This window comes from Paenibacillus sp. FSL P4-0184 (genome assembly GCF_038004625.1).
Taxonomy (GTDB): Bacteria; Bacillota; Bacilli; order Paenibacillales; family Paenibacillaceae; genus Paenibacillus_AQ.
In genome coordinates this window covers 2096952-2121057 of sequence record NZ_JBBORN010000001.1, presented here as the reverse complement: position 1 = coordinate 2121057, position 24106 = coordinate 2096952, and the positions used below count along the sequence as shown (strand labels likewise).

The 24106-nt window shown below is 46.8% G+C and carries 12 protein-coding genes and 6 rRNA genes; 17 read left to right on the top strand and 1 reads right to left on the bottom strand.

The genetic code is table 11. From position 1 onward, the window contains the following. Positions 1 to 286: 286 nt before the first annotated feature. The 16 genes from gyrA (at position 287) to MKY52_RS09045 (ending at position 23062) form a co-directional block, all read left to right on the top strand. Positions 287 to 2827: a DNA gyrase subunit A gene (gene gyrA / locus MKY52_RS09120; RefSeq protein ID WP_042183783.1), complete on the top strand. Its 2541-nt coding sequence runs from the start codon at positions 287 to 289 to the stop codon at positions 2825 to 2827. Positions 2828 to 3095: 268 nt separating this feature from the next. After that, complete coding sequence (locus tag MKY52_RS09115; protein ID WP_341050990.1) at positions 3096 to 4193, top strand: HD-GYP domain-containing protein; 1098 nt, start codon at positions 3096 to 3098, stop codon at positions 4191 to 4193. Between the two features lie 429 nt (positions 4194 to 4622). Continuing rightward, positions 4623 to 6180: ribosomal RNA gene (locus MKY52_RS09110) — 16S ribosomal RNA — on the top strand. Between the two features lie 242 nt (positions 6181 to 6422). Next, positions 6423 to 9351, top strand: a 23S ribosomal RNA gene (locus MKY52_RS09105). Positions 9352 to 9479: 128 nt separating this feature from the next. Next, positions 9480 to 9596: ribosomal RNA gene (rrf, locus tag MKY52_RS09100) — 5S ribosomal RNA — on the top strand. Together the 16S, 23S and 5S rRNA genes form the textbook arrangement of a ribosomal RNA operon. Positions 9597 to 9750: 154 nt before the next feature. After that, a complete protein-coding gene (locus MKY52_RS09095; protein WP_341050989.1) occupies positions 9751 to 11373 on the top strand; it encodes an ABC transporter substrate-binding protein in 1623 nt (540 codons plus the stop codon). Then, entirely contained in the window at positions 11370 to 12359 is a 990-nt protein-coding gene (locus tag MKY52_RS09090; RefSeq protein ID WP_042183789.1) for an ABC transporter permease, read from the top strand. Before MKY52_RS09095 ends, MKY52_RS09090 begins: the two co-directional genes overlap by 4 nt. Further along, positions 12356 to 13222 (top strand): ABC transporter permease, encoded by an 867-nt coding sequence (locus tag MKY52_RS09085; RefSeq protein WP_341050988.1) that lies wholly within the window; start codon positions 12356 to 12358, stop codon positions 13220 to 13222. Before MKY52_RS09090 ends, MKY52_RS09085 begins: the two co-directional genes overlap by 4 nt. After that, positions 13219 to 13986: an ABC transporter ATP-binding protein gene (locus tag MKY52_RS09080; protein ID WP_256716449.1), complete on the top strand. Its 768-nt coding sequence runs from the start codon at positions 13219 to 13221 to the stop codon at positions 13984 to 13986. The genes MKY52_RS09085 and MKY52_RS09080 overlap by 4 nt, the downstream gene beginning before the upstream one ends. Further along, the gene (locus tag MKY52_RS09075; RefSeq protein WP_076287055.1) at positions 13977 to 14750 is read left to right on the top strand and encodes an ABC transporter ATP-binding protein; all 774 of its coding nucleotides are present in this window, start codon (positions 13977 to 13979) and stop codon (positions 14748 to 14750) included. The genes MKY52_RS09080 and MKY52_RS09075 overlap by 10 nt, the downstream gene beginning before the upstream one ends. After that, positions 14747 to 15805, top strand: coding sequence for a pyridoxal-phosphate-dependent aminotransferase family protein (locus MKY52_RS09070; protein ID WP_341050986.1), 1059 nt, complete (start codon positions 14747 to 14749; stop codon positions 15803 to 15805). The genes MKY52_RS09075 and MKY52_RS09070 overlap by 4 nt, the downstream gene beginning before the upstream one ends. A gap of 2 nt (positions 15806 to 15807) precedes the next feature. Beyond that, positions 15808 to 16959 (top strand): amidohydrolase family protein, encoded by a 1152-nt coding sequence (locus tag MKY52_RS09065; protein WP_341050985.1) that lies wholly within the window; start codon positions 15808 to 15810, stop codon positions 16957 to 16959. A gap of 468 nt (positions 16960 to 17427) precedes the next feature. Next, positions 17428 to 18985 (top strand): 16S ribosomal RNA (locus MKY52_RS09060). A 233-nt stretch (positions 18986 to 19218) separates the two neighbouring features. Further along, positions 19219 to 22147, top strand: a 23S ribosomal RNA gene (locus tag MKY52_RS09055). Between the two features lie 128 nt (positions 22148 to 22275). Next, positions 22276 to 22392 (top strand): 5S ribosomal RNA (gene rrf / locus MKY52_RS09050). A 256-nt stretch (positions 22393 to 22648) separates the two neighbouring features. Continuing rightward, a complete protein-coding gene (locus tag MKY52_RS09045; RefSeq protein WP_042183800.1) occupies positions 22649 to 23062 on the top strand; it encodes a hypothetical protein in 414 nt (137 codons plus the stop codon). Between the two features lie 72 nt (positions 23063 to 23134). On the opposite strand, the gene MKY52_RS09040 is transcribed toward MKY52_RS09045, so the two are convergent. Further along, positions 23135 to 23659, bottom strand: coding sequence for a hypothetical protein (locus MKY52_RS09040; RefSeq protein WP_341050983.1), 525 nt, complete (start codon positions 23657 to 23659; stop codon positions 23135 to 23137). 208 nt (positions 23660 to 23867) lie between these two features. On the opposite strand from MKY52_RS09040, the gene MKY52_RS09035 reads away from it, so the two are divergent. Beyond that, entirely contained in the window at positions 23868 to 24053 is a 186-nt protein-coding gene (locus tag MKY52_RS09035; RefSeq protein WP_042123074.1) for a sigma factor G inhibitor Gin, read from the top strand. The last annotated feature ends 53 nt before the right edge of the window (positions 24054 to 24106 follow it).

Genomic DNA, 24106 nt, shown 5'->3' with positions numbered 1-24106 from the left:
AAGCATAATCTTTGGCAGCTGAAAATCAGGACAAGCTACCTAAACAATGGTATAATATAAGGATATGGGGTTATGCCTTATCGAACGATACTAGGATAATAAAACCGTGTTTCTTGTCTTTACAGTCTATGTACTAAAGACATTTGCGGAAAGGGCGAATACCCTAATCAGCGCAAAAGAAATCAATATTAGAAGATAAAAGGCTATCATGTTTAATTGTGCTACTTTTGTGAAAGTAATATAATTAAGGGTAGCGGTTTTTTAACTGAAGGAGGTCCAGCAACTCATGGCTGAACAAAATAACCCACAAGTCAAAGATCGGGACATTGGCGTGGAAATGCGTGAATCCTTTATGGATTACGCAATGAGCATCATTGTTAGCCGGGCTTTGCCAGATGTGCGGGACGGACTCAAGCCGGTTCACCGACGCATTTTGTTTGCGATGTCGGAACTTGGAATGTCTGCGGATAAGCCTCATAAGAAATCGGCAAGAATCGTCGGTGAGGTTATCGGTAAGTACCACCCTCACGGTGACTCAGCCGTCTATGAAACAATGGTACGGATGGCTCAGGATTTCTCTATGCGCTATATGCTTGTGGACGGTCACGGGAACTTTGGTTCGATTGATGGTGATATGGCTGCAGCGATGCGTTATACAGAAGCCCGTCTTTCCAAGATTGCAGGCGAAATGCTTCGTGATTTGAACAAAGAAACAGTTGATTTCGCACCCAACTATGATGGTGAAGAGAATGAGCCAGTTGTATTACCAGCTCGCTATCCGAACCTGCTCGTTAATGGGGTATCTGGTATAGCTGTAGGTATGGCTACTAATATTCCACCGCATAACCTAGGTGAAGTTATCGATGGTGTGCAGGCGATGATTAAGAATCCTGATATCACCCCTATGGAATTGATGGAGTATATCCAAGGCCCAGATTTCCCAACGGCTGGATATATTTTGGGTCGTGAGGGTATTCGTCAGGCTTATCGTACGGGGCGTGGTTCAGTGACCATGCGTGCAAAGGCAACGATTGAAGAGAATAACGGTAAGGCTCGCATCATTGTACATGAGCTGCCGTATCAGGTGAACAAGGCAAGACTGGTTGAGAAAATCGCAGAATTAGTGCGTGAGAAACGGATCGAGGGTATAACGGATCTTCGAGATGAGTCTGACCGTAACGGTATGCGTGTAGTTGTTGAGATGAGACGTGATGTGAATCCAAATGTTGTGTTGAACAATCTATATAAACATACTTCTATGCAATCTACATTTGGTATTAACATGCTGGCCATCGTGAACAACGAGCCGAAAATTCTTAATCTGCGTGATGTGCTCTATCATTATTTGCAGCACCAGATTGAAGTTATTCGTCGTCGTACTATATTTGATCTTAAAAAAGCTGAAGCACGCGCTCATATCTTAGAAGGTCTGCGTATTGCGCTGGATCATCTGGATGAAGTGATTGCGTTAATTCGCGCTTCTCGGACAACGGATATAGCCCGCGAGGGATTAATGAGCACCTTTAGCCTCAGTGTAGAGCAGGCTCAAGCGATCCTCGACATGCGGATGCAGCGTCTGACCGGTCTGGAAAGAGAAAAGATCGAGAATGAATATAACGAATTGCTAGCTAAAATTGCAGAGTACCGTGAAATTTTGGCGAATGAGCATCTTGTACTGGAAATCATTAGTAACGAGCTGCAGGATATTCGTGATAGATATTCTGATGAACGCCGGACAGAGATTACCGTTGGTGAAGAAAGTATCTTGGATGAAGACCTTATTCCGCGTGAAGAGGTTGTTATCACTATTACACATACGGGATACATCAAACGTCTACCTGTCAGCACCTACCGCAGTCAGAAGCGTGGAGGGCGCGGAGTCATGGGGATGGACACCAAGGATCAGGACTTTGTGGAGCATCTCTTCGTGAGTAACTCTCATAACTATCTGATGTTCTTTACCGATAAGGGTAAGGTGTACCGGATTAAAGCTTATGAGATCCCAGAGCTGGGACGTACTGCACGTGGGACACCAATCATCAACCTGATTCAAATTGAACAAGGTGAGAAGATTAGTGCCGTAATCCAAGTGGAAGAGACCGATAGTGACAAGTACTTGTTCTTTGCTACCCGCGAAGGTATCGTGAAGAAGACGCCACTTGAGGATTACAATAACATCCGCAAAGGCGGACTTATCGCTATTAACCTTCGTGAAGAGGATTCTCTAATTGAGGTTAAGCTGACAGATGGACAGCAAAATCTTATTATCGGTACAGCTCGCGGAATGTCGATTACGTTCTCAGAGAATGATGTTCGTTCTATGGGTCGTAGCGCGACAGGCGTGAAGGGCATTACGCTTGATAGTAATGACCATGTCATCGGTATGGATTGTGTCGATAAGGAGCTTGAGGTTCTGATTGTTACTAGCAAGGGTTACGGTAAACGGACACCAGCCGGTGACTATCGTTCCCAGACTCGTGGTGGTAAAGGAATTAAGACCATTAATCTCACTGAGAAGAATGGCCCTGTAGTTGGTCTAAAAGTCGTTAAGAACGATGAAGACTTAATGATCATTACTACAAGCGGTACCTTGATTCGTACCAGCATGGATGGAATCTCTACTATGGGTCGTTATGCGCAAGGGGTTAAGCTAATTAACATCCGCGAGGATGATGCTGTGGCTACTCTGTGCAGAGCAGATAAGAACGAAGAGGACGAATTGTCTGAAGATATGGAAGGCCTCGAGGAACAAGTAACAGTAGATGAATCTGGTGATATTGATCAACCGGAAACAATCGCTGAGGATCAAGAAGATAACTTAGAGTAGGTTATATTCAATAAAGAGCAAGGGCTTCTATTACAGAGACCCTTGCTCTTTTTGCTGTGATTAATTAATAGCAAGTTATTTAATGAAATTTAATGAGAATTTTTATAAGAATAGTTTTCATTTCACTAGTCGCTTCCTTTTATCCGTACTATAATTAGCCGATAGAGTATAAATCAGTATATAAAGTACTATTTTCTCAGAAATTATCTGTCATATTAGATTTCGGTAATCCTGAGCTTATTGTTATAGAAATTAAGGGGCTGAGTATATGCCAAGTGTATTGGCTGGAGAAGTTAAAGCGGGCTCAAAGATAACCAAAGATGTAATTACACCTTTGGGGGGGATTTTGTTCACTAAGGGAAAAATACTACTCCCCCGTGATCTAGAAATTTTAGAAGCTTTTTTGGTTGGGCAAGTAGAGATCGAAGGTGTTCAGGGAGAGGCCAACTCTGATGCTGTCAAAAAAAACGCCAAGCAGACAGCACTTAAAGCTGGAGCGATTATAAATGAATCGATGCTGATCAAGAACAATTCCCCACTACATGATGAATATGAAAAAATGATCGCACTTATTAGGACCAGCTATCGTTCGGTAACGGCAGCCTCACTTCCTATTTTTGAGTTGCGGAGTCAATTAGAGTTACTAATTAGTCATTTGAAGGATTATCATGTGTTGAAGTTTTCTCCACGTACGCTAAAAGACGAGGATTACAACTATCACAATGCCGTGCTGTCCGCGTTAACATCATATAAGATTGCTCAATGGTGCGGGTATCCGCAAAAGGATTGGATGCAGATCGCTTTTGCCGGATTGCTACATGACATCGGAAACGCAAAAGTAGATAGTTCTCTTTTACATAAGCCGGAGTCACTTAATAGTGCTGAAATAGAAGAGGTTCGCAGACATACTACATATGGCTATCAATTATTGCGTAATGTTACAGCAATTAATGAAGGGGTAAGACTAACGGCATTGCAGCATCATGAGAAGGTTGACGGGTCTGGATACCCACTTAAGCTAGAAGGTAGCCAGATTCATTTTTACGCTAAAGTAGTTGCGGTAGCAGATATATTCCATGCAATGACTCTAGAAAGGGCCTATAGAAAAGCACAGTCTCCTTATTTAGTGTTAGAGCAGATAATGACAGAAAGCTTCGGTAAGCTCGACCCAGTCGTTGTACAGACCTTTATACAGAAGAGTACCGATTTGTTTAATGGAACCAGAATACGTCTGAGCGATGGACGTCATGGAGAGATCATATTTACTGACCGTGCTAATCCAACACGTCCTATGATTAAGGTAGAGGGTACGATTGTGAACCTAATGTTGGAGCGAGAATTGTATATTCAGGAGATCATTGCTTAGAGAAGGAAGTATTAAGAGACTCCATAACTGAGACTGTGCTAACAGGTATATACCAATATATTAAGGGTAATTGATAGCACAGTCTCTTATTTATAGATTATATTAAAAAAGTGTTGCAATGAATCTCTATACATGATATATTCTATTTCTGGCCGAGAAACATACATGCCGAGCTCGAAAAAGAAGTTAAAAAAGAGCTTGACATTAAACGGCTGAATATGATATAGTATAAGAGTTGCTGCTGAGACATTAAACGGCGCCAACGAGAACTTGATCTTTGAAAACTGAACAACGAGTGAGTAGGAAATCACGAAAGTGAAATCCAAAACTGATGAGTTTCACAGCGTATTTTACGCTTTTGAAATTTCATCGTGAGAATTAATTTTCTCGTCAGATGTTTCAAAATGAGCATATCGCTCTTTTCAATACTAATTGGAGAGTTTGATCCTGGCTCAGGACGAACGCTGGCGGCGTGCCTAATACATGCAAGTCGAGCGGAGTTACTTTGAAAGCTTGCTTTCAAAGTAACTTAGCGGCGGACGGGTGAGTAACACGTAGGCAACCTGCCCCTTAGACTGGGATAACTACCGGAAACGGTAGCTAATACCGGATAATTTCTTTTTTCTCCTGAAGGAAGAATGAAAGACGGAGCAATCTGTCACTGAGGGATGGGCCTGCGGCGCATTAGCTAGTTGGTGGGGTAACGGCCCACCAAGGCGACGATGCGTAGCCGACCTGAGAGGGTGAACGGCCACACTGGGACTGAGACACGGCCCAGACTCCTACGGGAGGCAGCAGTAGGGAATCTTCCGCAATGGACGAAAGTCTGACGGAGCAACGCCGCGTGAGTGATGAAGGTTTTCGGATCGTAAAGCTCTGTTGCCAGGGAAGAACGTCCGGTAGAGTAACTGCTACCGGAGTGACGGTACCTGAGAAGAAAGCCCCGGCTAACTACGTGCCAGCAGCCGCGGTAATACGTAGGGGGCAAGCGTTGTCCGGAATTATTGGGCGTAAAGCGCGCGCAGGCGGTCATTTAAGTCTGGTGTTTAAACCTTGGGCTCAACCTGAGGTCGCACTGGAAACTGGGTGACTTGAGTACAGAAGAGGAAAGTGGAATTCCACGTGTAGCGGTGAAATGCGTAGATATGTGGAGGAACACCAGTGGCGAAGGCGACTTTCTGGGCTGTAACTGACGCTGAGGCGCGAAAGCGTGGGGAGCAAACAGGATTAGATACCCTGGTAGTCCACGCCGTAAACGATGAGTGCTAGGTGTTAGGGGTTTCGATACCCTTGGTGCCGAAGTTAACACAGTAAGCACTCCGCCTGGGGAGTACGGTCGCAAGACTGAAACTCAAAGGAATTGACGGGGACCCGCACAAGCAGTGGAGTATGTGGTTTAATTCGAAGCAACGCGAAGAACCTTACCAGGTCTTGACATCCCTCTGAATCCACTAGAGATAGTGGCGGCCTTCGGGACAGAGGAGACAGGTGGTGCATGGTTGTCGTCAGCTCGTGTCGTGAGATGTTGGGTTAAGTCCCGCAACGAGCGCAACCCTTAACTTTAGTTGCCAGCAGGTAAGGCTGGGCACTCTAGAGTGACTGCCGGTGACAAACCGGAGGAAGGTGGGGATGACGTCAAATCATCATGCCCCTTATGACCTGGGCTACACACGTACTACAATGGCCGGTACAACGGGAAGCGAAGCCGCGAGGTGAAGCCAATCCCATCAAAGCCGGTCTCAGTTCGGATTGCAGGCTGCAACTCGCCTGCATGAAGTCGGAATTGCTAGTAATCGCGGATCAGCATGCCGCGGTGAATACGTTCCCGGGTCTTGTACACACCGCCCGTCACACCACGAGAGTTTACAACACCCGAAGTCGGTGGGGTAACCCGCAAGGGAGCCAGCCGCCGAAGGTGGGGTAGATGATTGGGGTGAAGTCGTAACAAGGTAGCCGTATCGGAAGGTGCGGCTGGATCACCTCCTTTCTATGGAGAATCGTCTTCTGCAATGAAGACATTCAAATCGGAAGCTAAGCTTCCACAACTCACTCGTTGCTCAGTTTTGAGAGTTTAAGCTCTCAGTAAGACTTGATCCTTGAAAACTGGATACCGAAACGAATTTGCGTTTTAGAACATCTTTTAGCTAAAACTTGTGTAAACAAGTACGTTAGTTATTAGCTGGAAGCGAAGATTTTCAATTGTGCGAACAAGCGAAACATCGGAGCGAAGGTTAAGCTAATAAGAGCACACGGAGGATGCCTAGGCGCCAGGAGCCGACGAAGGACGTGGCGAACAACGAAACTGCCTCGGGGAGCTGTAAGCAAGCTTTGATCCGGGGGTGTCCGAATGGGGAAACCCAGCTGTGGTAATTCGCAGTTACTCATCTCTGAACACATAGGAGATGTAGAGGCAGACCAGGGGAACTGAAACATCTAAGTACCCTGAGGAAGAGAAAACAATAGTGATTCCGTCAGTAGCGGCGAGCGAACGCGGAACAGCCTAAACCTAAGAGCTTGCTCTTAGGGGTTGTGGGACGTCTCACATGGAGTTACAAAGGAATATGGTAGGTGAAGAGGTCTGGAAAGGCCCGCGATAGAGGTAAAAGCCCTGTAACCTAAACTGTGTTCTCTCCGAGACGGATCCCGAGTAGTGCGGGGCACGTGAAACCCCGTATGAATCCAGCAGGACCATCTGCTAAGGCTAAATACTACCTGGCGACCGATAGTGAAACAGTACCGTGAGGGAAAGGTGAAAAGCACCCCGGAAGGGGAGTGAAATAGAACCTGAAACCGTGTGCTTACAAAAAGTCAGAGCCCTATCTATGGGTGATGGCGTGCCTTTTGTAGAATGAACCGGCGAGTTACGTTTAACATGCAAGGTTAAGTCGAGAAGACGGAGCCGCAGCGAAAGCGAGTCTGAATAGGGCGATTGAGTATGTGGACGTAGACCCGAAACCGTGTGATCTACCCCTGTCCAGGGTGAAGGTGCGGTAACACGCACTGGAGGCCCGAACCCACGCATGTTGAAAAATGCGGGGATGAGGTGGGGGTAGCGGAGAAATTCCAATCGAACTCGGAGATAGCTGGTTCTCCCCGAAATAGCTTTAGGGCTAGCCTCGGTATAAGAGTAGTGGAGGTAGAGCACTGATTGGGTGCGGGGTCCGCAAGGATTACCAAGCTCAGTCAAACTCCGAATGCCATATACTTATTGCCGGGAGTCAGACAGTGAGTGCTAAGATCCATTGTCAAAAGGGAAACAGCCCAGACCATCAGCTAAGGTCCCCAAGTGTGTGTTAAGTGGGAAAGGATGTGGAGTTGCACAGACAACCAGGATGTTGGCTTAGAAGCAGCCACCATTGAAAGAGTGCGTAATAGCTCACTGGTCGAGTGACTCTGCGCCGAAAATGTAACGGGGCTAAACACACCACCGAAGCTATGGCTAGATACGTATGTATCTGGGGTAGGGGAGCGTTGTATGTGGGTTGAAGGTGTACCGTAAGGAGCGCTGGACAGCATACAAGTGAGAATGCCGGTATGAGTAACGAAAAGATCAGTGAGAATCTGATCCGCCGAAAGCCCAAGGTTTCCTGAGGAAGGCTCGTCCGCTCAGGGTAAGTCGGGACCTAAGGCGAGGCCGAAAGGCGTAGTCGAAGGACAACAGTTTGAAATTACTGTACCACCGTAATCCGCTATGAGCGATGGGGTGACGCAGGAGGGTAGTGACGCGGACTGATGGATATGTCCGTCTAAGCAGTGAGGCTGATGTGTAGGCAAATCCGCACATCGTTAAGGCTGGGCTGTGATGGGGAGCGAAAATTACAGTAGCGAAGGTCATGATCTCACACTGCCAAGAAAAGCCTCTAGCCAGGAGAAGGTGCCCGTACCGCAAACCGACACAGGTAGGCGAGAAGAGAATTCTAAGGCGCGCGGAAGAACTCTCGTTAAGGAACTCGGCAAAATGACCCCGTAACTTCGGGAGAAGGGGTGCCCCGGTAGTGTGAATAGCACGAGGGGGCCGCAGTGAAAAGGCCCAAGCGACTGTTTAGCAAAAACACAGGTCTGTGCGAAGCCGCAAGGCGAAGTATACGGGCTGACGCCTGCCCGGTGCTGGAAGGTTAAGGGGAGTGGTTAGGGGTAACCCGAAGCTATGAACCGAAGCCCCAGTAAACGGCGGCCGTAACTATAACGGTCCTAAGGTAGCGAAATTCCTTGTCAGGTAAATTCTGACCCGCACGAATGGCGTAACGACTTGGGCGCTGTCTCAACGAGAGATCCGGTGAAATTTTAATACCTGTGAAGATGCAGGTTACCCGCGACAAGACGGAAAGACCCCATGGAGCTTTACTGCAGCTTGATATTGAATTTGGGTACGATCTGTACAGGATAGGTGGGAGCCGTAGAAATCGGAGCGCAAGCTTCGGTGGAGGCGCCGTTGGGATACCACCCTGATCGTATCTAGGTTCTAACCTAGTACCCTTACCGGGTACGGGGACCGTGTCAGGCGGGCAGTTTGACTGGGGCGGTCGCCTCCTAAAGAGTAACGGAGGCGTTCCAAGGTTCCCTCAGAATGGTTGGAAATCATTCGAAGAGTGCAAAGGCATAAGGGAGCTTGACTGCGAGACCTACAAGTCGAGCAGGGACGAAAGTCGGACTTAGTGATCCGGTGGTACCGCATGGAAGGGCCATCGCTCAACGGATAAAAGCTACCCTGGGGATAACAGGCTTATCTCCCCCAAGAGTCCACATCGACGGGGAGGTTTGGCACCTCGATGTCGGCTCATCGCATCCTGGGGCTGAAGTAGGTCCCAAGGGTTGGGCTGTTCGCCCATTAAAGCGGTACGCGAGCTGGGTTCAGAACGTCGTGAGACAGTTCGGTCCCTATCTGTCGTGGGCGCAGGAAATTTGAGAGGAGCTGTCCTTAGTACGAGAGGACCGGGATGGACGTACCGCTGGTGCACCAGTTGTTTCGCCAGAAGCATGGCTGGGTAGCTACGTACGGACGGGATAAGCGCTGAAAGCATCTAAGCGTGAAGCCCCCCTCAAGATGAGATTTCCCAATTAGTAAGACCCCTTGAAGACGACGAGGTAGATAGGTTGGAGGTGGAAGTGCAGTAATGCATGGAGCTGACCAATACTAATCGGTCGAGGGCTTATCCTATACTTAGAACGCAAATTCAATTCGGATTCAGTTTTCAGGCATCAAGCCTGTAACACGCTAAGAAATTCATTCTCACTTCTGGTGATGAACGAAATTTCACGCGGCAGCGTCTGTTTCACAGACGCATGTTTGGTGGCGATAGCGGAGGGGTTCCACGCGTACCCATCCCGAACACGACCGTTAAGCCCTCCAGCGCCGATGGTACTTGGACCGAAGGGTCCTGGGAGAGTAGGACGTTGCCAAGCACGCAAGACCACTGTTGAGTAATCGACAGTGGTCTTTTTGTTGTGTATATTTATTTAAGGATTGTTGCAAATTAAATTATGTTTGACAGACTACAGTGTTTAACCCATAATACAATTCATACTAAACATATAAGAATTATAGGGGGAGAGAATTATGTCGTACTTTAGTGTATCTATTAAGAAACCGATTCTGTTGGGGGCAATAGCAGTTTTGCTATTGATGGTAATTGCAGGATGCTCGGGATCTAATAATAAGGCTGCTTCAAATAAAGATGCGCAGGAAAGTGCGAGTCCAGCAACAGCAACTCAGAGTCCTCAAATAGCTGAGCCTGCAGTAGGAGGAACCTTCGTCTATGGACGCCCTGCTTCTGTAACCTCATTGGATTTGCATAATCAGATTACGTCCAACAATGCTTTTGCTATCGACAAAGTATTTGAATCGTTAGTTGCTTTTGACAGCAAGGGCGAAATTGTAGATTGGCTTGCGAAGTCACATAGTATCAGTGAGGATGGCCTGACGTATACTTTTAAACTTCGCGACGGCTTAAAGTTTTCAAACGGTACGGATGTGACTGCAGAAGATGCTGTATTCTCCCTTGAGCGGCACTTGAAGGTTGGCGGCCCGCTGGCAATATCGGCAAAGGTCGGCACAATTAAGGCGCAGGATAACAAAACGCTTGTTATTACACTTAAAGAGCCTTATACACCATTTATCTCAGAGCTATCCAATTTCTCAAATGGTATCTTGCCTAACAATTTTGGTGGAGTTTCTGAAGAAGAATTCTTTAAGAAGCCTATCGGAACGGGACCCTTTGTGGTTGAATCATGGGATACAGCGGGTGATCTGACCTTCACTAAGAACAAATTCTACTGGCAAGAAGGTAAACCATATATTGATAAGCTAGTTTATAAGTTGATTGAGGACGATAGCCAAGCAATCAACCAGCTGAAGGCTGGGGAAGTTAACGCTATTGAATCTTTAGCACTGCAAAATGCCAATGAGATCAAAGATGGAGCTGACACAAAAGTAATTACTAACGGTAGTTGGGTGACAGAGCAATTGTTCTTTAATACACTGGATGAACATTTCTCGGATGTGCATGTTCGCCGTGCTCTGGCTCTGGCGCTTGATCGTGAAGGCTTAACCAAGGCTTTAACCTTTGGTTATGCGCAAACAGCAAACTCATTGCTGCCAACAACAATTCCTTATAACTCCAATGATACAATCAAGGCTCTGAACTTCAATGTCGAGGCAGCGAAGGAAGAGCTTGCTAAATCTGCCTTCCCTAATGGATTCACTACCAAATTACTTGTAGCCTCCGGCAATAGTACAAGAGCGCAAGAGGCGCAAATTATTCAGGCAGCGGGTCAAACGATCGGGATTACAATTGAAATTGAGTCGATTGAGCTTGCTACTTTCCGTGAACGGTTTTTTGCATATGATTTCGCCGCAATGCTCAACAGCGGTCAAGCCGACTCCCCTGAAGCGAACTCGATTATTGCTTTTCAAACTGATCCGGAAGGCTTCAGCAAATCATATTGGACGCATTATACGAATGATGAAGTAACGAAGCTGCTATATGAGGGCCAAAAAACAGCGGACGGCGATGCTCGCGCACAAATCTATACTAAGCTGCTGCAAACACTTGCTGATGAAGTGCCGTATATTCCGCTTTATTATCCAGATGTTTTGAAAGGTATTCGTTCTTCAGTCGATGGCCTTGTTGTTCTACCTAACGGTAGCGCCCGTTTCGAAGATGTCCGCCTCAGCCAATGACGAATCTTAAGCAGGTGTTAAATCAACCTAGAGGAAGCAAGGACTCTTACAACTGGCTTGTGATATCACTTATAAAGGCGCTGGCAGTGATCTGCTGCGTAATGATAGCAGTCTTTTTCATCATCCGAATTGTGCCTGGAGATCCAGCTAAAATGATATTGGGAGAATACAGTACCCCTGAGGCGCTCAAGAGTATGCATCATACTCTTGGGCTGGACCTCCCTTTATGGGAGCAGTTCATGCGATTTCTGAAGACACTATTTACTCAGGGGGATACTGGAAACTCCATTGTTATGGGTACATCAACAAGAGAGTTGATTATGCAGAGAGCCCCTGTCACTTTGTTGCTCATAGTAATGGCGTGTGTGTTGGCGATTTTCGTATCACTTCTGCTTGCTACAGTAGCAGCTACGCATAAGGATAAACTGCTGGATCATTTAATACGTATTTTTCCTACAATAACTTTGGGTATGCCAATCTTCTGGGTTGGCTTACTTTTAATTTTGCTCTTTAGTGTCCGGCTTGGCTGGTTCCCCGTTGGGGGAGTAAGTGAAGGGTGGATTGGAACTTTGCACAGTCTTGCCCTTCCGGCAATCACCGTTGCTTTCTCACAGATTCCTACGCTGGTCCGTTCGTTAAGAGCACAGATGCTTGAAGTGTTAGAATCGGATTTTGTAGTTACACTTAAGGCTGCCGGAATACCAAGCAGGGTTATTTTATTTAAACATGTGCTGCGCAATTCGGCTCTTCCAACATTGATGCTGATGGGTGTGAATATTTCTTATCTAATCGGCGGCACATTGGTCGTTGAACAGGTGTTTGGAATAAAGGGAATTGGCAGCTTGTTATTCACTTCAATTTCGAAACGGGACTTTCCGGTTATTCAAGGAATAGCACTTTACTGTGCGCTAGCTGTTGTGATCATCAGTCTCTTGATTGAAATCATTTCTTGGTGGCTTGATCCCAGAACGAAGGGAAAACAATGAAAACGATAAGACTAGAACCACGATTGTATGAGGCTGGTAAAATGACTAGCGGCTTAAAACGAATATGGAATACCCCTTCACTTCTAGTGGGATTGATTATGTTTGCAGCTCTTATTCTCTTGACTGTGTTCATACCGTTTATAAGTCCCTATGATCCCTCCGAGCAAAATTTGAGCGCCTTTCTGCAGCCTCCGTCGCCTGAACACTGGCTAGGAACCGATCAGCTGGGACGTGATCTGTTTACTAGATTGATTTATGCAGCGAGGACTGATTTAAAAATCATGGTCTTGGCAGAAATCATTCCCTTTTGCATAGGTGTGTTCCTAGGAATGCTAGCAGGATATTACGGCAAATGGATTGATACAGTTATTACGCTGCTGTCAGATACGTTGATCGCTTTTCCTTTTTATCTAATCGTCATTATCGTTGCTTTTGCCAGTGGAGCAGGAGAACGAGGCATTTATATTACTTTTATCCTTGTAGGTTGGATTGTTTTTGCCCGTGTAGTGAGAGGTCTTAGCGCATCTTTTCGCAATCAGGAATGGGTGGCATCCGCTCAAACCTTAGGGCTACCCGGAGTGAAAATTATTTTGCGTCATCTGCTGCCCAATGTGCTTCCGCAAGCCGTGGTCGTTCTTATGACAGACATGATTGGATTGCTTGTTGCCATTGTTACACTGGGGTATCTTGGGATCGGTATTACACCGCCAACTCCAGACTGGGGAACTATGATCTCGGATGGACAGCCATTCATCACTACAGCTTGGTGGCTCTCAGCTGTCCCAGGATTTGCAGTGGTGTATACCGGAATAGCTTTGTCGCTCCTAGGTGATGGTTTGGCAGACATATGGAGGAAAAAATGATGTCTAAAGAACCCATTTTAGAAATAAACGCACTATCGCTGGCAGCGAAGTCAAAAGAGAGATTAGTCAACAATGTTAGCTTTTCGCTGAGCAAAGGGGAGAGTCTAGGATTAGTAGGTGAGTCGGGTTCAGGAAAATCGCTTACGCTGCGTGCAATTCTGGGACTACTTCCAAATGGTGTTGAACAGACAGGTGGCACCATTAAGAGTGACGTAAGCAGTGCGATGGTGTTTCAAGACCCGAGAGGTGCGCTTGATCCACTCTGTATGGTTGTCAATCAGCTGGCTGAAGTCGTGTATTACAGACAGAAAGTTAGTCGAAAGGCTTCACGAATGATTGCGCTGGAGCTACTCGAAAGACTTGGTCTCCCTGATTCATTAAAGAAAAAGGATCGATATCCGAGTCAGCTGTCAGGCGGTCAGTGTCAACGGGTAGTCATCGCTTTGGCACTGGCGTGCAAGCCAGGTATTCTTCTCTGTGATGAGCCGACAACGGCGCTGGACGTCACGGTTCAACGACAAATTATTGAAACGATCACGAACCTCCAGCAGGAGTTGGGATTTGCCATGGTTTTTGTAACGCATAATCTCGCGATTGCAGCCAACTTGTGCTCACGCCTATGTGTAATGAAACAAGGGCAGATTGTTGAGCATGGCGCTACCCTTGATATTTTGCAAAATCCATCCGACCCTTACACACAGATGCTGATTGATTCGGTGCTTCCTTTGCCAGAGCTTGAAGGGAGTAGAGACTCATGGAACTAGCCTTGCAAATAAAAGATTTAACTGTTCACTATGGCGGATTTACTGCACTGGATTGTATCAATCTGAATCTTGAGCAGCACACCACTCTTGGACTAGTTGGAGAATCTGGCTCAGGGAAATCTACACTGGCGCGAGTAATTGCTGGACTGATTGCTCCGCATGAGGGGAAGATCCTGTTAGGTACCCAAGAATTAAAAAAGAAAAGAAGCCGTGAGCAGCGTAAAATAATCCAGATGATCTTCCAAAATCCTGATGCATCGCTGAATCCAAAGCATTCGATTAGGCAAATTCTTTCCGAGCCCTTATTGTTTCATAAAATTGTGGGACGTACAGACGTTGAGCAAAGATGTAAAGAGCTTTTGAACCAGGTTCATTTGGAGCAAAAGGCTTTAGATAAATTCCCGCATGAATTTTCTGGTGGTCAGCGGCAACGGATAGCGATCGCTCGCGCATTAAGCGTTGAACCAAACATCCTGATTGCGGATGAACCTACAAGCGCGTTGGATGTATCAGTACAGCTTAGTGTGCTCGAACTGTTCAATACGCTGAAAGCTGAGCTTAATCTCACCATGCTTTTTATCTCCCATGATCTAGGAGTTATCAATGCAATTAGTGATACAGTAGCAGTTATGCGGCAAGGAAAGCTCGTGGAGCAGAGCCCGAAGGATCAATTCTTCATCCGTCCTAAACATGAATACAGTTACGAGCTGTTGTCGGCGGTTCCGAAAATGCCAAAATCAAGTACATCAGGAGGTTTCTTATGAGCCCAGAACATAATGTTCATGTGCCACTTTCAGTGGCTGAGTACAATAAGCTTACACAATTGATTTCTACAATCTTGTTTACTGAGCATCCACCAGTTATCATCCCAGCTGAGGCAATTCTGGGGATCGAGGCAGTGGCTGCAGGAATAGCGGCACCTGGTCGAACCATTGTAAATATAGTAACAGGTCCCTATGGAAGTCTATTTGGAAAGTGGCTTGAACGGGGAGGAGCAACGGTTATTGAAGTAAAGGTTCCTTTTGATGAAGTGGTCACTGGCGACCAAGTTGCTTCCGCAATTAAAGAGTTTAGCCCTTGTGCCCTTTCCTTTGTTCAGGCTGAAGTAGTTACAGGTGGTTCTAATCCGGCTAAAGAAATATTTAAGATTGCAAAGAAGTTCAATCTCATTACTGTGACGGACTCAGTTTCTGCGGTTGGGGGAGAGGCGTTACTGGTCGATGAATGGGGAGTTGATTTTGCTGTGATAGGCGCACAAAAAGCCTTGGCTGGACCTAATGGTGTTAGCGCCGTCAGTATTTCACCACGTGGCTGGCAATTTCTTGAGTCAAATAAAAATGCACCGCGTAACTCCATTCTGTCCTTGCTGGATCTCAAACCTTCGCTGAATGGCGCCACGCCACTACGAGTTGCTCCAAATATTCCGACATTAGAGGCTAGAGCTTTGATCCTGGCCTTGACACGAATTGAAGAAGAGGGATTGGAGCAAATCATTCAGCGTCATGAAAGGGCTGCAGCTGCTACATTAGCTGGTATAGAATCCTTGGGGCTTGAGCCTTGGCAAAAGGACAGCAGACATTATTCTACACTGACTACAACGGTTCGGATTGCTGGAAAGCAAGATTTGCAGATCGAAAAACCTATAGGCATTGTGGCTCCAGGAGACGGAGAATTATTTGGCCATCTTTTGCGGATCAATCATTTCGGAACAAATGCTGCTCGGAAAAGTGTGGAGGAAGCCATATCAACGCTTACTGAGTTATTGAAACAAGACCCTGATCAGGCATTACATGCTGTTCGGCTGGCTTGGGGGGAATGAAGATGATCCATAAGCATCCAGAGCTGCATACATTCAAGGATATTCATATAGCAGGCATCGAAGGTAAACGATTTGATGTTGTGATCAAGGATGGCTATTTTTCATCTATTACTGAAGCGGAGCCGCAACAAAATAATTCAACTCCTACAGGCACAGAACTATGGATAAGTCCTGGTATAATTGATCTCCATACCCATCTTGCTTGGACAGACTTTGATCATGAGGACCAATTGAAGCGCGACTCCCAGCAGATCGAAGCCATGCAGGCGCAAGCGTTTGAGGCTACTCTAAGGACGGGTGTAACGACTGTACGGGATGCAGGCGGAATTGTGCCAAGCACAGTGCAGCATCTTGTTCAGCAGTATCAGCAGCCTTTAAGAGTGCATACCAGCAGCGATATGCTTGGAGCAGCAGATGCCCGTGGAATTAAGCATTTGGAACAACGGATGGCGCAAATCTTTGCTACAGGAGCGGGCTGGGTAAAAATCATGGCCACAGGCGGTCTTGGGGCGCCCACCGAAAAAGTCGTAGATCCGATCTTTTCCGAAGAAGAGTTCGCATTCATTGTTCGTAATGCACATGCTCATGATAAGAAGGTACTGGTTCATACCTGGGGTGGAGTGACGATAGACTGGTCCATTCAGGCCGGGGTGGAATCTATAGAGCATGGGATATTTCTAACTGAAGATCAGGCAGGGAGACTTGCTAATTCGGAGGTAGCTTTTGTACCTACTACATCCATCTATCGCATTGCCGCAGATCCGAAAGGCGTTCTAGCGTTGAACCCGATCATTTGCGAACGAGCTGCCCGCGCTGCTGAATCTCATTCTAAAGCCATTAATTATGCAAAAAGAGAAGGTGTTCGTATTGGATTCGGTACAGATTATGCTACACCCTCATTACATGGTTATAACCTTCAAGAGCTGGATACGTTGATTGATTATGGCTTAACTCGCAGAGAAGCGTGGCAGTCTGCTACTAAAAGCGCTGCTGACATTCTAGGGAGCGGTAACGAGCTGGGGCAGATTGCAGAAGGTTTTATTGCAGATGCTGTTGTTTTCAATGTCGATCCATACCAGGCGTATAATGCAGAGATACTTCGAAACAGTATCGTTTCCGTAATTACTGGAGCGAAGGAAGCGGAATTAATTTAGATTCGTCTAAGCTATCTTCTGAAAACAACTGATATCTTTTTCAGTTGTTTTTCTTTTATATTATGGAATGTATATAAGGCAACAGTATATAAAGATAGAGTGTATTCATTAATGCATGATTTATGGTTTTTAAATCTTTCAAAAAAAAGTGTTGCAATGAATCTCTATACATGATATATTCTATTTCTGGCCGAGAAACACACATGCCGAGCTCGAAAAAGAAGTTAAAAAAAGAGCTTGACATTAAACGGCTGAATATGATATAGTATAAGAGTTGCTGCTGAGACATTAAACGGCGCCAACGAGAACTTGATCTTTGAAAACTGAACAACGAGTGAGTAGGAAATCACGAAAGTGAAATCCAAAACTGATGAGTTTCACAGCGTATTTTACGCTTTTGAAATTTCATCGTGAGAATTAATTTTCTCGTCAGATGTTTCAAAATGAGCATATCGCTCTTTTCAATACTAATTGGAGAGTTTGATCCTGGCTCAGGACGAACGCTGGCGGCGTGCCTAATACATGCAAGTCGAGCGGAGTTACTTTGAAAGCTTGCTTTCAAAGTAACTTAGCGGCGGACGGGTGAGTAACACGTAGGCAACCTGCCCCTTAGACTGGGATAACTACCGGAAACGGTAGCTAATACCGGATAATTTCTTTTTTCTCCTGAAGGAAGAATGAAAGACGGAGCAATCTGTCACTGAGGGATGGGCCTGCGGCGCATTAGCTAGTTGGTGGGGTAACGGCCCACCAAGGCGACGATGCGTAGCCGACCTGAGAGGGTGAACGGCCACACTGGGACTGAGACACGGCCCAGACTCCTACGGGAGGCAGCAGTAGGGAATCTTCCGCAATGGACGAAAGTCTGACGGAGCAACGCCGCGTGAGTGATGAAGGTTTTCGGATCGTAAAGCTCTGTTGCCAGGGAAGAACGTCCGGTAGAGTAACTGCTACCGGAGTGACGGTACCTGAGAAGAAAGCCCCGGCTAACTACGTGCCAGCAGCCGCGGTAATACGTAGGGGGCAAGCGTTGTCCGGAATTATTGGGCGTAAAGCGCGCGCAGGCGGTCATTTAAGTCTGGTGTTTAAACCTTGGGCTCAACCTGAGGTCGCACTGGAAACTGGGTGACTTGAGTACAGAAGAGGAAAGTGGAATTCCACGTGTAGCGGTGAAATGCGTAGATATGTGGAGGAACACCAGTGGCGAAGGCGACTTTCTGGGCTGTAACTGACGCTGAGGCGCGAAAGCGTGGGGAGCAAACAGGATTAGATACCCTGGTAGTCCACGCCGTAAACGATGAGTGCTAGGTGTTAGGGGTTTCGATACCCTTGGTGCCGAAGTTAACACAGTAAGCACTCCGCCTGGGGAGTACGGTCGCAAGACTGAAACTCAAAGGAATTGACGGGGACCCGCACAAGCAGTGGAGTATGTGGTTTAATTCGAAGCAACGCGAAGAACCTTACCAGGTCTTGACATCCCTCTGAATCCACTAGAGATAGTGGCGGCCTTCGGGACAGAGGAGACAGGTGGTGCATGGTTGTCGTCAGCTCGTGTCGTGAGATGTTGGGTTAAGTCCCGCAACGAGCGCAACCCTTAACTTTAGTTGCCAGCAAGTAATGTTGGGCACTCTAGAGTGACTGCCGGTGACAAACCGGAGGAAGGTGGGGATGACGTCAAATCATCATGCCCCTTATGACCTGGGCTACACACGTACTACAATGGCCGGTACAACGGGAAGCGAAACCGCGAGGTGAAGCCAATCCCATCAAAGCCGGTCTCAGTTCGGATTGCAGGCTGCAACTCGCCTGCATGAAGTCGGAATTGCTAGTAATCGCGGATCAGCATGCCGCGGTGAATACGTTCCCGGGTCTTGTACACACCGCCCGTCACACCACGAGAGTTTACAACACCCGAAGTCGGTGGGGTAACCCGCAAGGGAGCCAGCCGCCGAAGGTGGGGTAGATGATTGGGGTGAAGTCGTAACAAGGTAGCCGTATCGGAAGGTGCGGCTGGATCACCTCCTTTCTATGGAGAATCGTCTTCTGCAATGAAGACATTCAAATCGGAAGTTAAACTTCCAAAATCTCAGGTTTAGGCCTGTTGCTCACTCGTTGATCAGTTTTGAGAGTTTAAGCTCTCATCTTTAACTTGATCCTTGAAAACTGGATACCGAAACGAATTTGCGTTTTAGAACATCTTTTAGCAACTTGTGTAAACAAGTAAATGTTATTAGTGAGATTTTTCTTAGGAAAAATCAAGGTTAAGCTAATAAGAGCACACGGAGGATGCCTAGGCGCCAGGAGCCGACGAAGGACGTGGCGAACAACGAAACTGCCTCGGGGAGCTGTAAGCAAGCTTTGATCCGGGGGTGTCCGAATGGGGAAACCCAGCTGTGGTAATTCGCAGTTACTCATCTCTGAACACATAGGAGATGTAGAGGCAGACCAGGGGAACTGAAACATCTAAGTACCCTGAGGAAGAGAAAACAATAGTGATTCCGTCAGTAGCGGCGAGCGAACGCGGAACAGCCTAAACCTAAGAGCTTGCTCTTAGGGGTTGTGGGACGTCTCACATGGAGTTACAAAGGAATATGGTAGGTGAAGAGGTCTGGAAAGGCCCGCGATAGAGGTAAAAGCCCTGTAACCTAAACTGTGTTCTCTCCGAGACGGATCCCGAGTAGTGCGGGGCACGTGAAACCCCGTATGAATCCAGCAGGACCATCTGCTAAGGCTAAATACTACCTGGCGACCGATAGTGAAACAGTACCGTGAGGGAAAGGTGAAAAGCACCCCGGAAGGGGAGTGAAATAGAACCTGAAACCGTGTGCTTACAAAAAGTCAGAGCCCTATCTATGGGTGATGGCGTGCCTTTTGTAGAATGAACCGGCGAGTTACGTTTAACATGCAAGGTTAAGTCGAGAAGACGGAGCCGCAGCGAAAGCGAGTCTGAATAGGGCGATTGAGTATGTGGACGTAGACCCGAAACCGTGTGATCTACCCCTGTCCAGGGTGAAGGTGCGGTAACACGCACTGGAGGCCCGAACCCACGCATGTTGAAAAATGCGGGGATGAGGTGGGGGTAGCGGAGAAATTCCAATCGAACTCGGAGATAGCTGGTTCTCCCCGAAATAGCTTTAGGGCTAGCCTCGGTATAAGAGTAGTGGAGGTAGAGCACTGATTGGGTGCGGGGTCCGCAAGGATTACCAAGCTCAGTCAAACTCCGAATGCCATATACTTATTGCCGGGAGTCAGACAGTGAGTGCTAAGATCCATTGTCAAAAGGGAAACAGCCCAGACCATCAGCTAAGGTCCCCAAGTGTGTGTTAAGTGGGAAAGGATGTGGAGTTGCACAGACAACCAGGATGTTGGCTTAGAAGCAGCCACCATTGAAAGAGTGCGTAATAGCTCACTGGTCGAGTGACTCTGCGCCGAAAATGTAACGGGGCTAAACACACCACCGAAGCTATGGCTAGATACGTATGTATCTGGGGTAGGGGAGCGTTGTATGTGGGTTGAAGGTGTACCGTAAGGAGCGCTGGACAGCATACAAGTGAGAATGCCGGTATGAGTAACGAAAAGATCAGTGAGAATCTGATCCGCCGAAAGCCCAAGGTTTCCTGAGGAAGGCTCGTCCGCTCAGGGTAAGTCGGGACCTAAGGCGAGGCCGAAAGGCGTAGTCGAAGGACAACAGTTTGAAATTACTGTACCACCGTAATCCGCTATGAGCGATGGGGTGACGCAGGAGGGTAGTGACGCGGACTGATGGATATGTCCGTCTAAGCAGTGAGGCTGATGTGTAGGCAAATCCGCACATCGTTAAGGCTGGGCTGTGATGGGGAGCGAAAATTACAGTAGCGAAGGTCATGATCTCACACTGCCAAGAAAAGCCTCTAGCCAGGAGAAGGTGCCCGTACCGCAAACCGACACAGGTAGGCGAGAAGAGAATTCTAAGGCGCGCGGAAGAACTCTCGTTAAGGAACTCGGCAAAATGACCCCGTAACTTCGGGAGAAGGGGTGCCCCGGTAGTGTGAATAGCACGAGGGGGCCGCAGTGAAAAGGCCCAAGCGACTGTTTAGCAAAAACACAGGTCTGTGCGAAGCCGCAAGGCGAAGTATACGGGCTGACGCCTGCCCGGTGCTGGAAGGTTAAGGGGAGTGGTTAGGGGTAACCCGAAGCTATGAACCGAAGCCCCAGTAAACGGCGGCCGTAACTATAACGGTCCTAAGGTAGCGAAATTCCTTGTCAGGTAAATTCTGACCCGCACGAATGGCGTAACGACTTGGGCGCTGTCTCAACGAGAGATCCGGTGAAATTTTAATACCTGTGAAGATGCAGGTTACCCGCGACAAGACGGAAAGACCCCATGGAGCTTTACTGCAGCTTGATATTGAATTTGGGTACGATCTGTACAGGATAGGTGGGAGCCGTAGAAATCGGAGCGCAAGCTTCGGTGGAGGCGCCGTTGGGATACCACCCTGATCGTATCTAGGTTCTAACCTAGTACCCTTACCGGGTACGGGGACCGTGTCAGGCGGGCAGTTTGACTGGGGCGGTCGCCTCCTAAAGAGTAACGGAGGCGTTCCAAGGTTCCCTCAGAATGGTTGGAAATCATTCGAAGAGTGCAAAGGCATAAGGGAGCTTGACTGCGAGACCTACAAGTCGAGCAGGGACGAAAGTCGGACTTAGTGATCCGGTGGTACCGCATGGAAGGGCCATCGCTCAACGGATAAAAGCTACCCTGGGGATAACAGGCTTATCTCCCCCAAGAGTCCACATCGACGGGGAGGTTTGGCACCTCGATGTCGGCTCATCGCATCCTGGGGCTGAAGTAGGTCCCAAGGGTTGGGCTGTTCGCCCATTAAAGCGGTACGCGAGCTGGGTTCAGAACGTCGTGAGACAGTTCGGTCCCTATCTGTCGTGGGCGCAGGAAATTTGAGAGGAGCTGTCCTTAGTACGAGAGGACCGGGATGGACGTACCGCTGGTGCACCAGTTGTTTCGCCAGAAGCATGGCTGGGTAGCTACGTACGGACGGGATAAGCGCTGAAAGCATCTAAGCGTGAAGCCCCCCTCAAGATGAGATTTCCCAATTAGTAAGACCCCTTGAAGACGACGAGGTAGATAGGTTGGAGGTGGAAGTGCAGTAATGCATGGAGCTGACCAATACTAATCGGTCGAGGGCTTATCCTATACTTAAAACGTAAATTCAATTCGGATTCAGTTTTCAGGCATCAAGCCTGTAACACGCTAAGAAATTCATTCTCACTTTTGGTGATGAACGAAATTTCACGCGGCAGCGTCTGTTTCACAGACGCATGTTTGGTGGCGATAGCGGAGGGGTTCCACGCGTACCCATCCCGAACACGACCGTTAAGCCCTCCAGCGCCGATGGTACTTGGACCGAAGGGTCCTGGGAGAGTAGGACGTTGCCAAGCAGATTAAGCCATTGTTGATAATATCAGCAGTGGCTTTTTTTCTTTTTTTATTATGCAAGTATTTAAGGCTAGTAATAACAGTAGAATAGGTTACTGTGGAATGACATTTTTGTTACCGACGCTGCGGTGGATACAAGTATAATAGAAAAGTGCTAATAGTTAGCAGATCTTTAATACGAAGGAACTACTCATAAATTCTAACTTTGAATTTTCTTGTGTCTTTAGATGCATTGTAGAGGTAGGGAGGATTTAAGGCATGAAACAATTAAAAATATTCAAGTTAATAATGATTTCTTGTATTTTAACTTTAATATTGGCAAGTTGCGGGGCTAAAGAACCTAAGTGGGATACTTTTGAGGGTGCACTTAATGAGAAAAGCTTCCCTGTCCCCCATGAGGCAAACTCACCAGACCAGACTACTACTAACGTTGCTATGGATTATGTACGTTATTCTTTACCTGGATTAAAGGAGAAGAATGGTATTCCGGATCCTTATTTGGAGGCTATTAAAGCCTGGGGATGGACAGAACAGGAAGATGATGATAGTGATTCTTCGGGTGTTTTTCTGAAGGATGGGTTAACGGTTCATTTAACAGTGCACGATGATTATTTTGTAGTGATGATTCCTAAAGAAAAGAAGACCTCCATTAAAGGCCTTAAGACGAAATAAAGAATCGCCATCCCTAAGGATGGCGGTTTATTTTTTAATACGTGAAAATAATATGAGCTATACTGCTGCACTTTATTGAGAGTAATAGGATACATCGGTCGGATTGAATTTCAGCATGCCCCCCTGATCCTGTCGATTCAGTCTGAACAGAGTATAAAGACGAGGCATTAGGAGCCATAAGTGGCAAGTGATCAGTGATACAGTAAATGCTGGCGGTGACCAGAAAATAAAGAGTGCTGCAATACAAAGACCGATATAGAAATTATGTAGCTGTACTTTACGGAATATACGGTAACTAATATGTTGATCAGGCATAAACCCTAACCAGGGCAGTTTAAATGAGACAGACCATCTTTTTGAAATGGGGTGTCCTGAGATTAAAAGAACTGAGCGTGAAATGACATATTGAACCCAGAAGGCTACAGGCGCTGCTATGATTATGTAAAGAATGCTCCACCAGGAAAGAAATACGGTTTCGAGCACAAGGACTAATAAGGGAAGCATAATATAAATAGGCAGCAGGCGTGCCGTTAGATTTACTTTTTTAATTAGTTTATATTGATAGAATGTAGCTGCACCTTTGGTAGTGGGTTCCATAGATTATAGTCTAACCTCCTCGTGAATTCGTATGTTCTTAATATCGGCGATTGGATGTATTTTATTAAACTGCGGCGAAAATTCACCGATATAACGGCAACGGAATATATATAATGCACGATACGAAGGATATGAAAAAACTATGAAAAGGTTTAAAATGATAGAAGGTGTATCATACTGTTCTTAAAAGAGTCAAGGTGGGATGGTTATGGAACAGCAAACCGGGCAAGCTTGTATCATTTGTGGACAGGTAAAAGAGGAAGGTATTGTGATTGTCTCGCATTTTATTTGTGAGGAATGTGAGGCTGAGATGATACGTACCGAGGCTGAAGATGCCAAGTACCGTTTTTTTATCGGCCGGATGAAGAAGATCGGATTGCAAAAGAACGCCTAAGTAGAGTAACTCTGTTAAATGATGCAATTAAGAGAGCGGTCTGGATGAAAGAT

What these genes read in the sequence shown, in the direction of transcription:
- gyrA (WP_042183783.1), top strand. Translation starts at nt 287, where the DNA reads ATGGCTGAACAAAATAACCCACAAGTCAAAGATCGGGACATTGGCGTG.
- MKY52_RS09115 (WP_341050990.1), top strand. Translation starts at nt 3,096, where the DNA reads ATGCCAAGTGTATTGGCTGGAGAAGTTAAAGCGGGCTCAAAGATAACC.
- MKY52_RS09095 (WP_341050989.1), top strand. Translation starts at nt 9,751, where the DNA reads ATGTCGTACTTTAGTGTATCTATTAAGAAACCGATTCTGTTGGGGGCA.
- MKY52_RS09090 (WP_042183789.1), top strand. Translation starts at nt 11,370, where the DNA reads ATGACGAATCTTAAGCAGGTGTTAAATCAACCTAGAGGAAGCAAGGAC.
- MKY52_RS09085 (WP_341050988.1), top strand. Translation starts at nt 12,356, where the DNA reads ATGAAAACGATAAGACTAGAACCACGATTGTATGAGGCTGGTAAAATG.
- MKY52_RS09080 (WP_256716449.1), top strand. Translation starts at nt 13,219, where the DNA reads ATGATGTCTAAAGAACCCATTTTAGAAATAAACGCACTATCGCTGGCA.
- MKY52_RS09075 (WP_076287055.1), top strand. Translation starts at nt 13,977, where the DNA reads ATGGAACTAGCCTTGCAAATAAAAGATTTAACTGTTCACTATGGCGGA.
- MKY52_RS09070 (WP_341050986.1), top strand. Translation starts at nt 14,747, where the DNA reads ATGAGCCCAGAACATAATGTTCATGTGCCACTTTCAGTGGCTGAGTAC.
- MKY52_RS09065 (WP_341050985.1), top strand. Translation starts at nt 15,808, where the DNA reads ATGATCCATAAGCATCCAGAGCTGCATACATTCAAGGATATTCATATA.
- MKY52_RS09045 (WP_042183800.1), top strand. Translation starts at nt 22,649, where the DNA reads ATGAAACAATTAAAAATATTCAAGTTAATAATGATTTCTTGTATTTTA.
- MKY52_RS09040 (WP_341050983.1), bottom strand. Translation starts at nt 23,659, where the DNA reads ATGGAACCCACTACCAAAGGTGCAGCTACATTCTATCAATATAAACTA.
- MKY52_RS09035 (WP_042123074.1), top strand. Translation starts at nt 23,868, where the DNA reads ATGGAACAGCAAACCGGGCAAGCTTGTATCATTTGTGGACAGGTAAAA.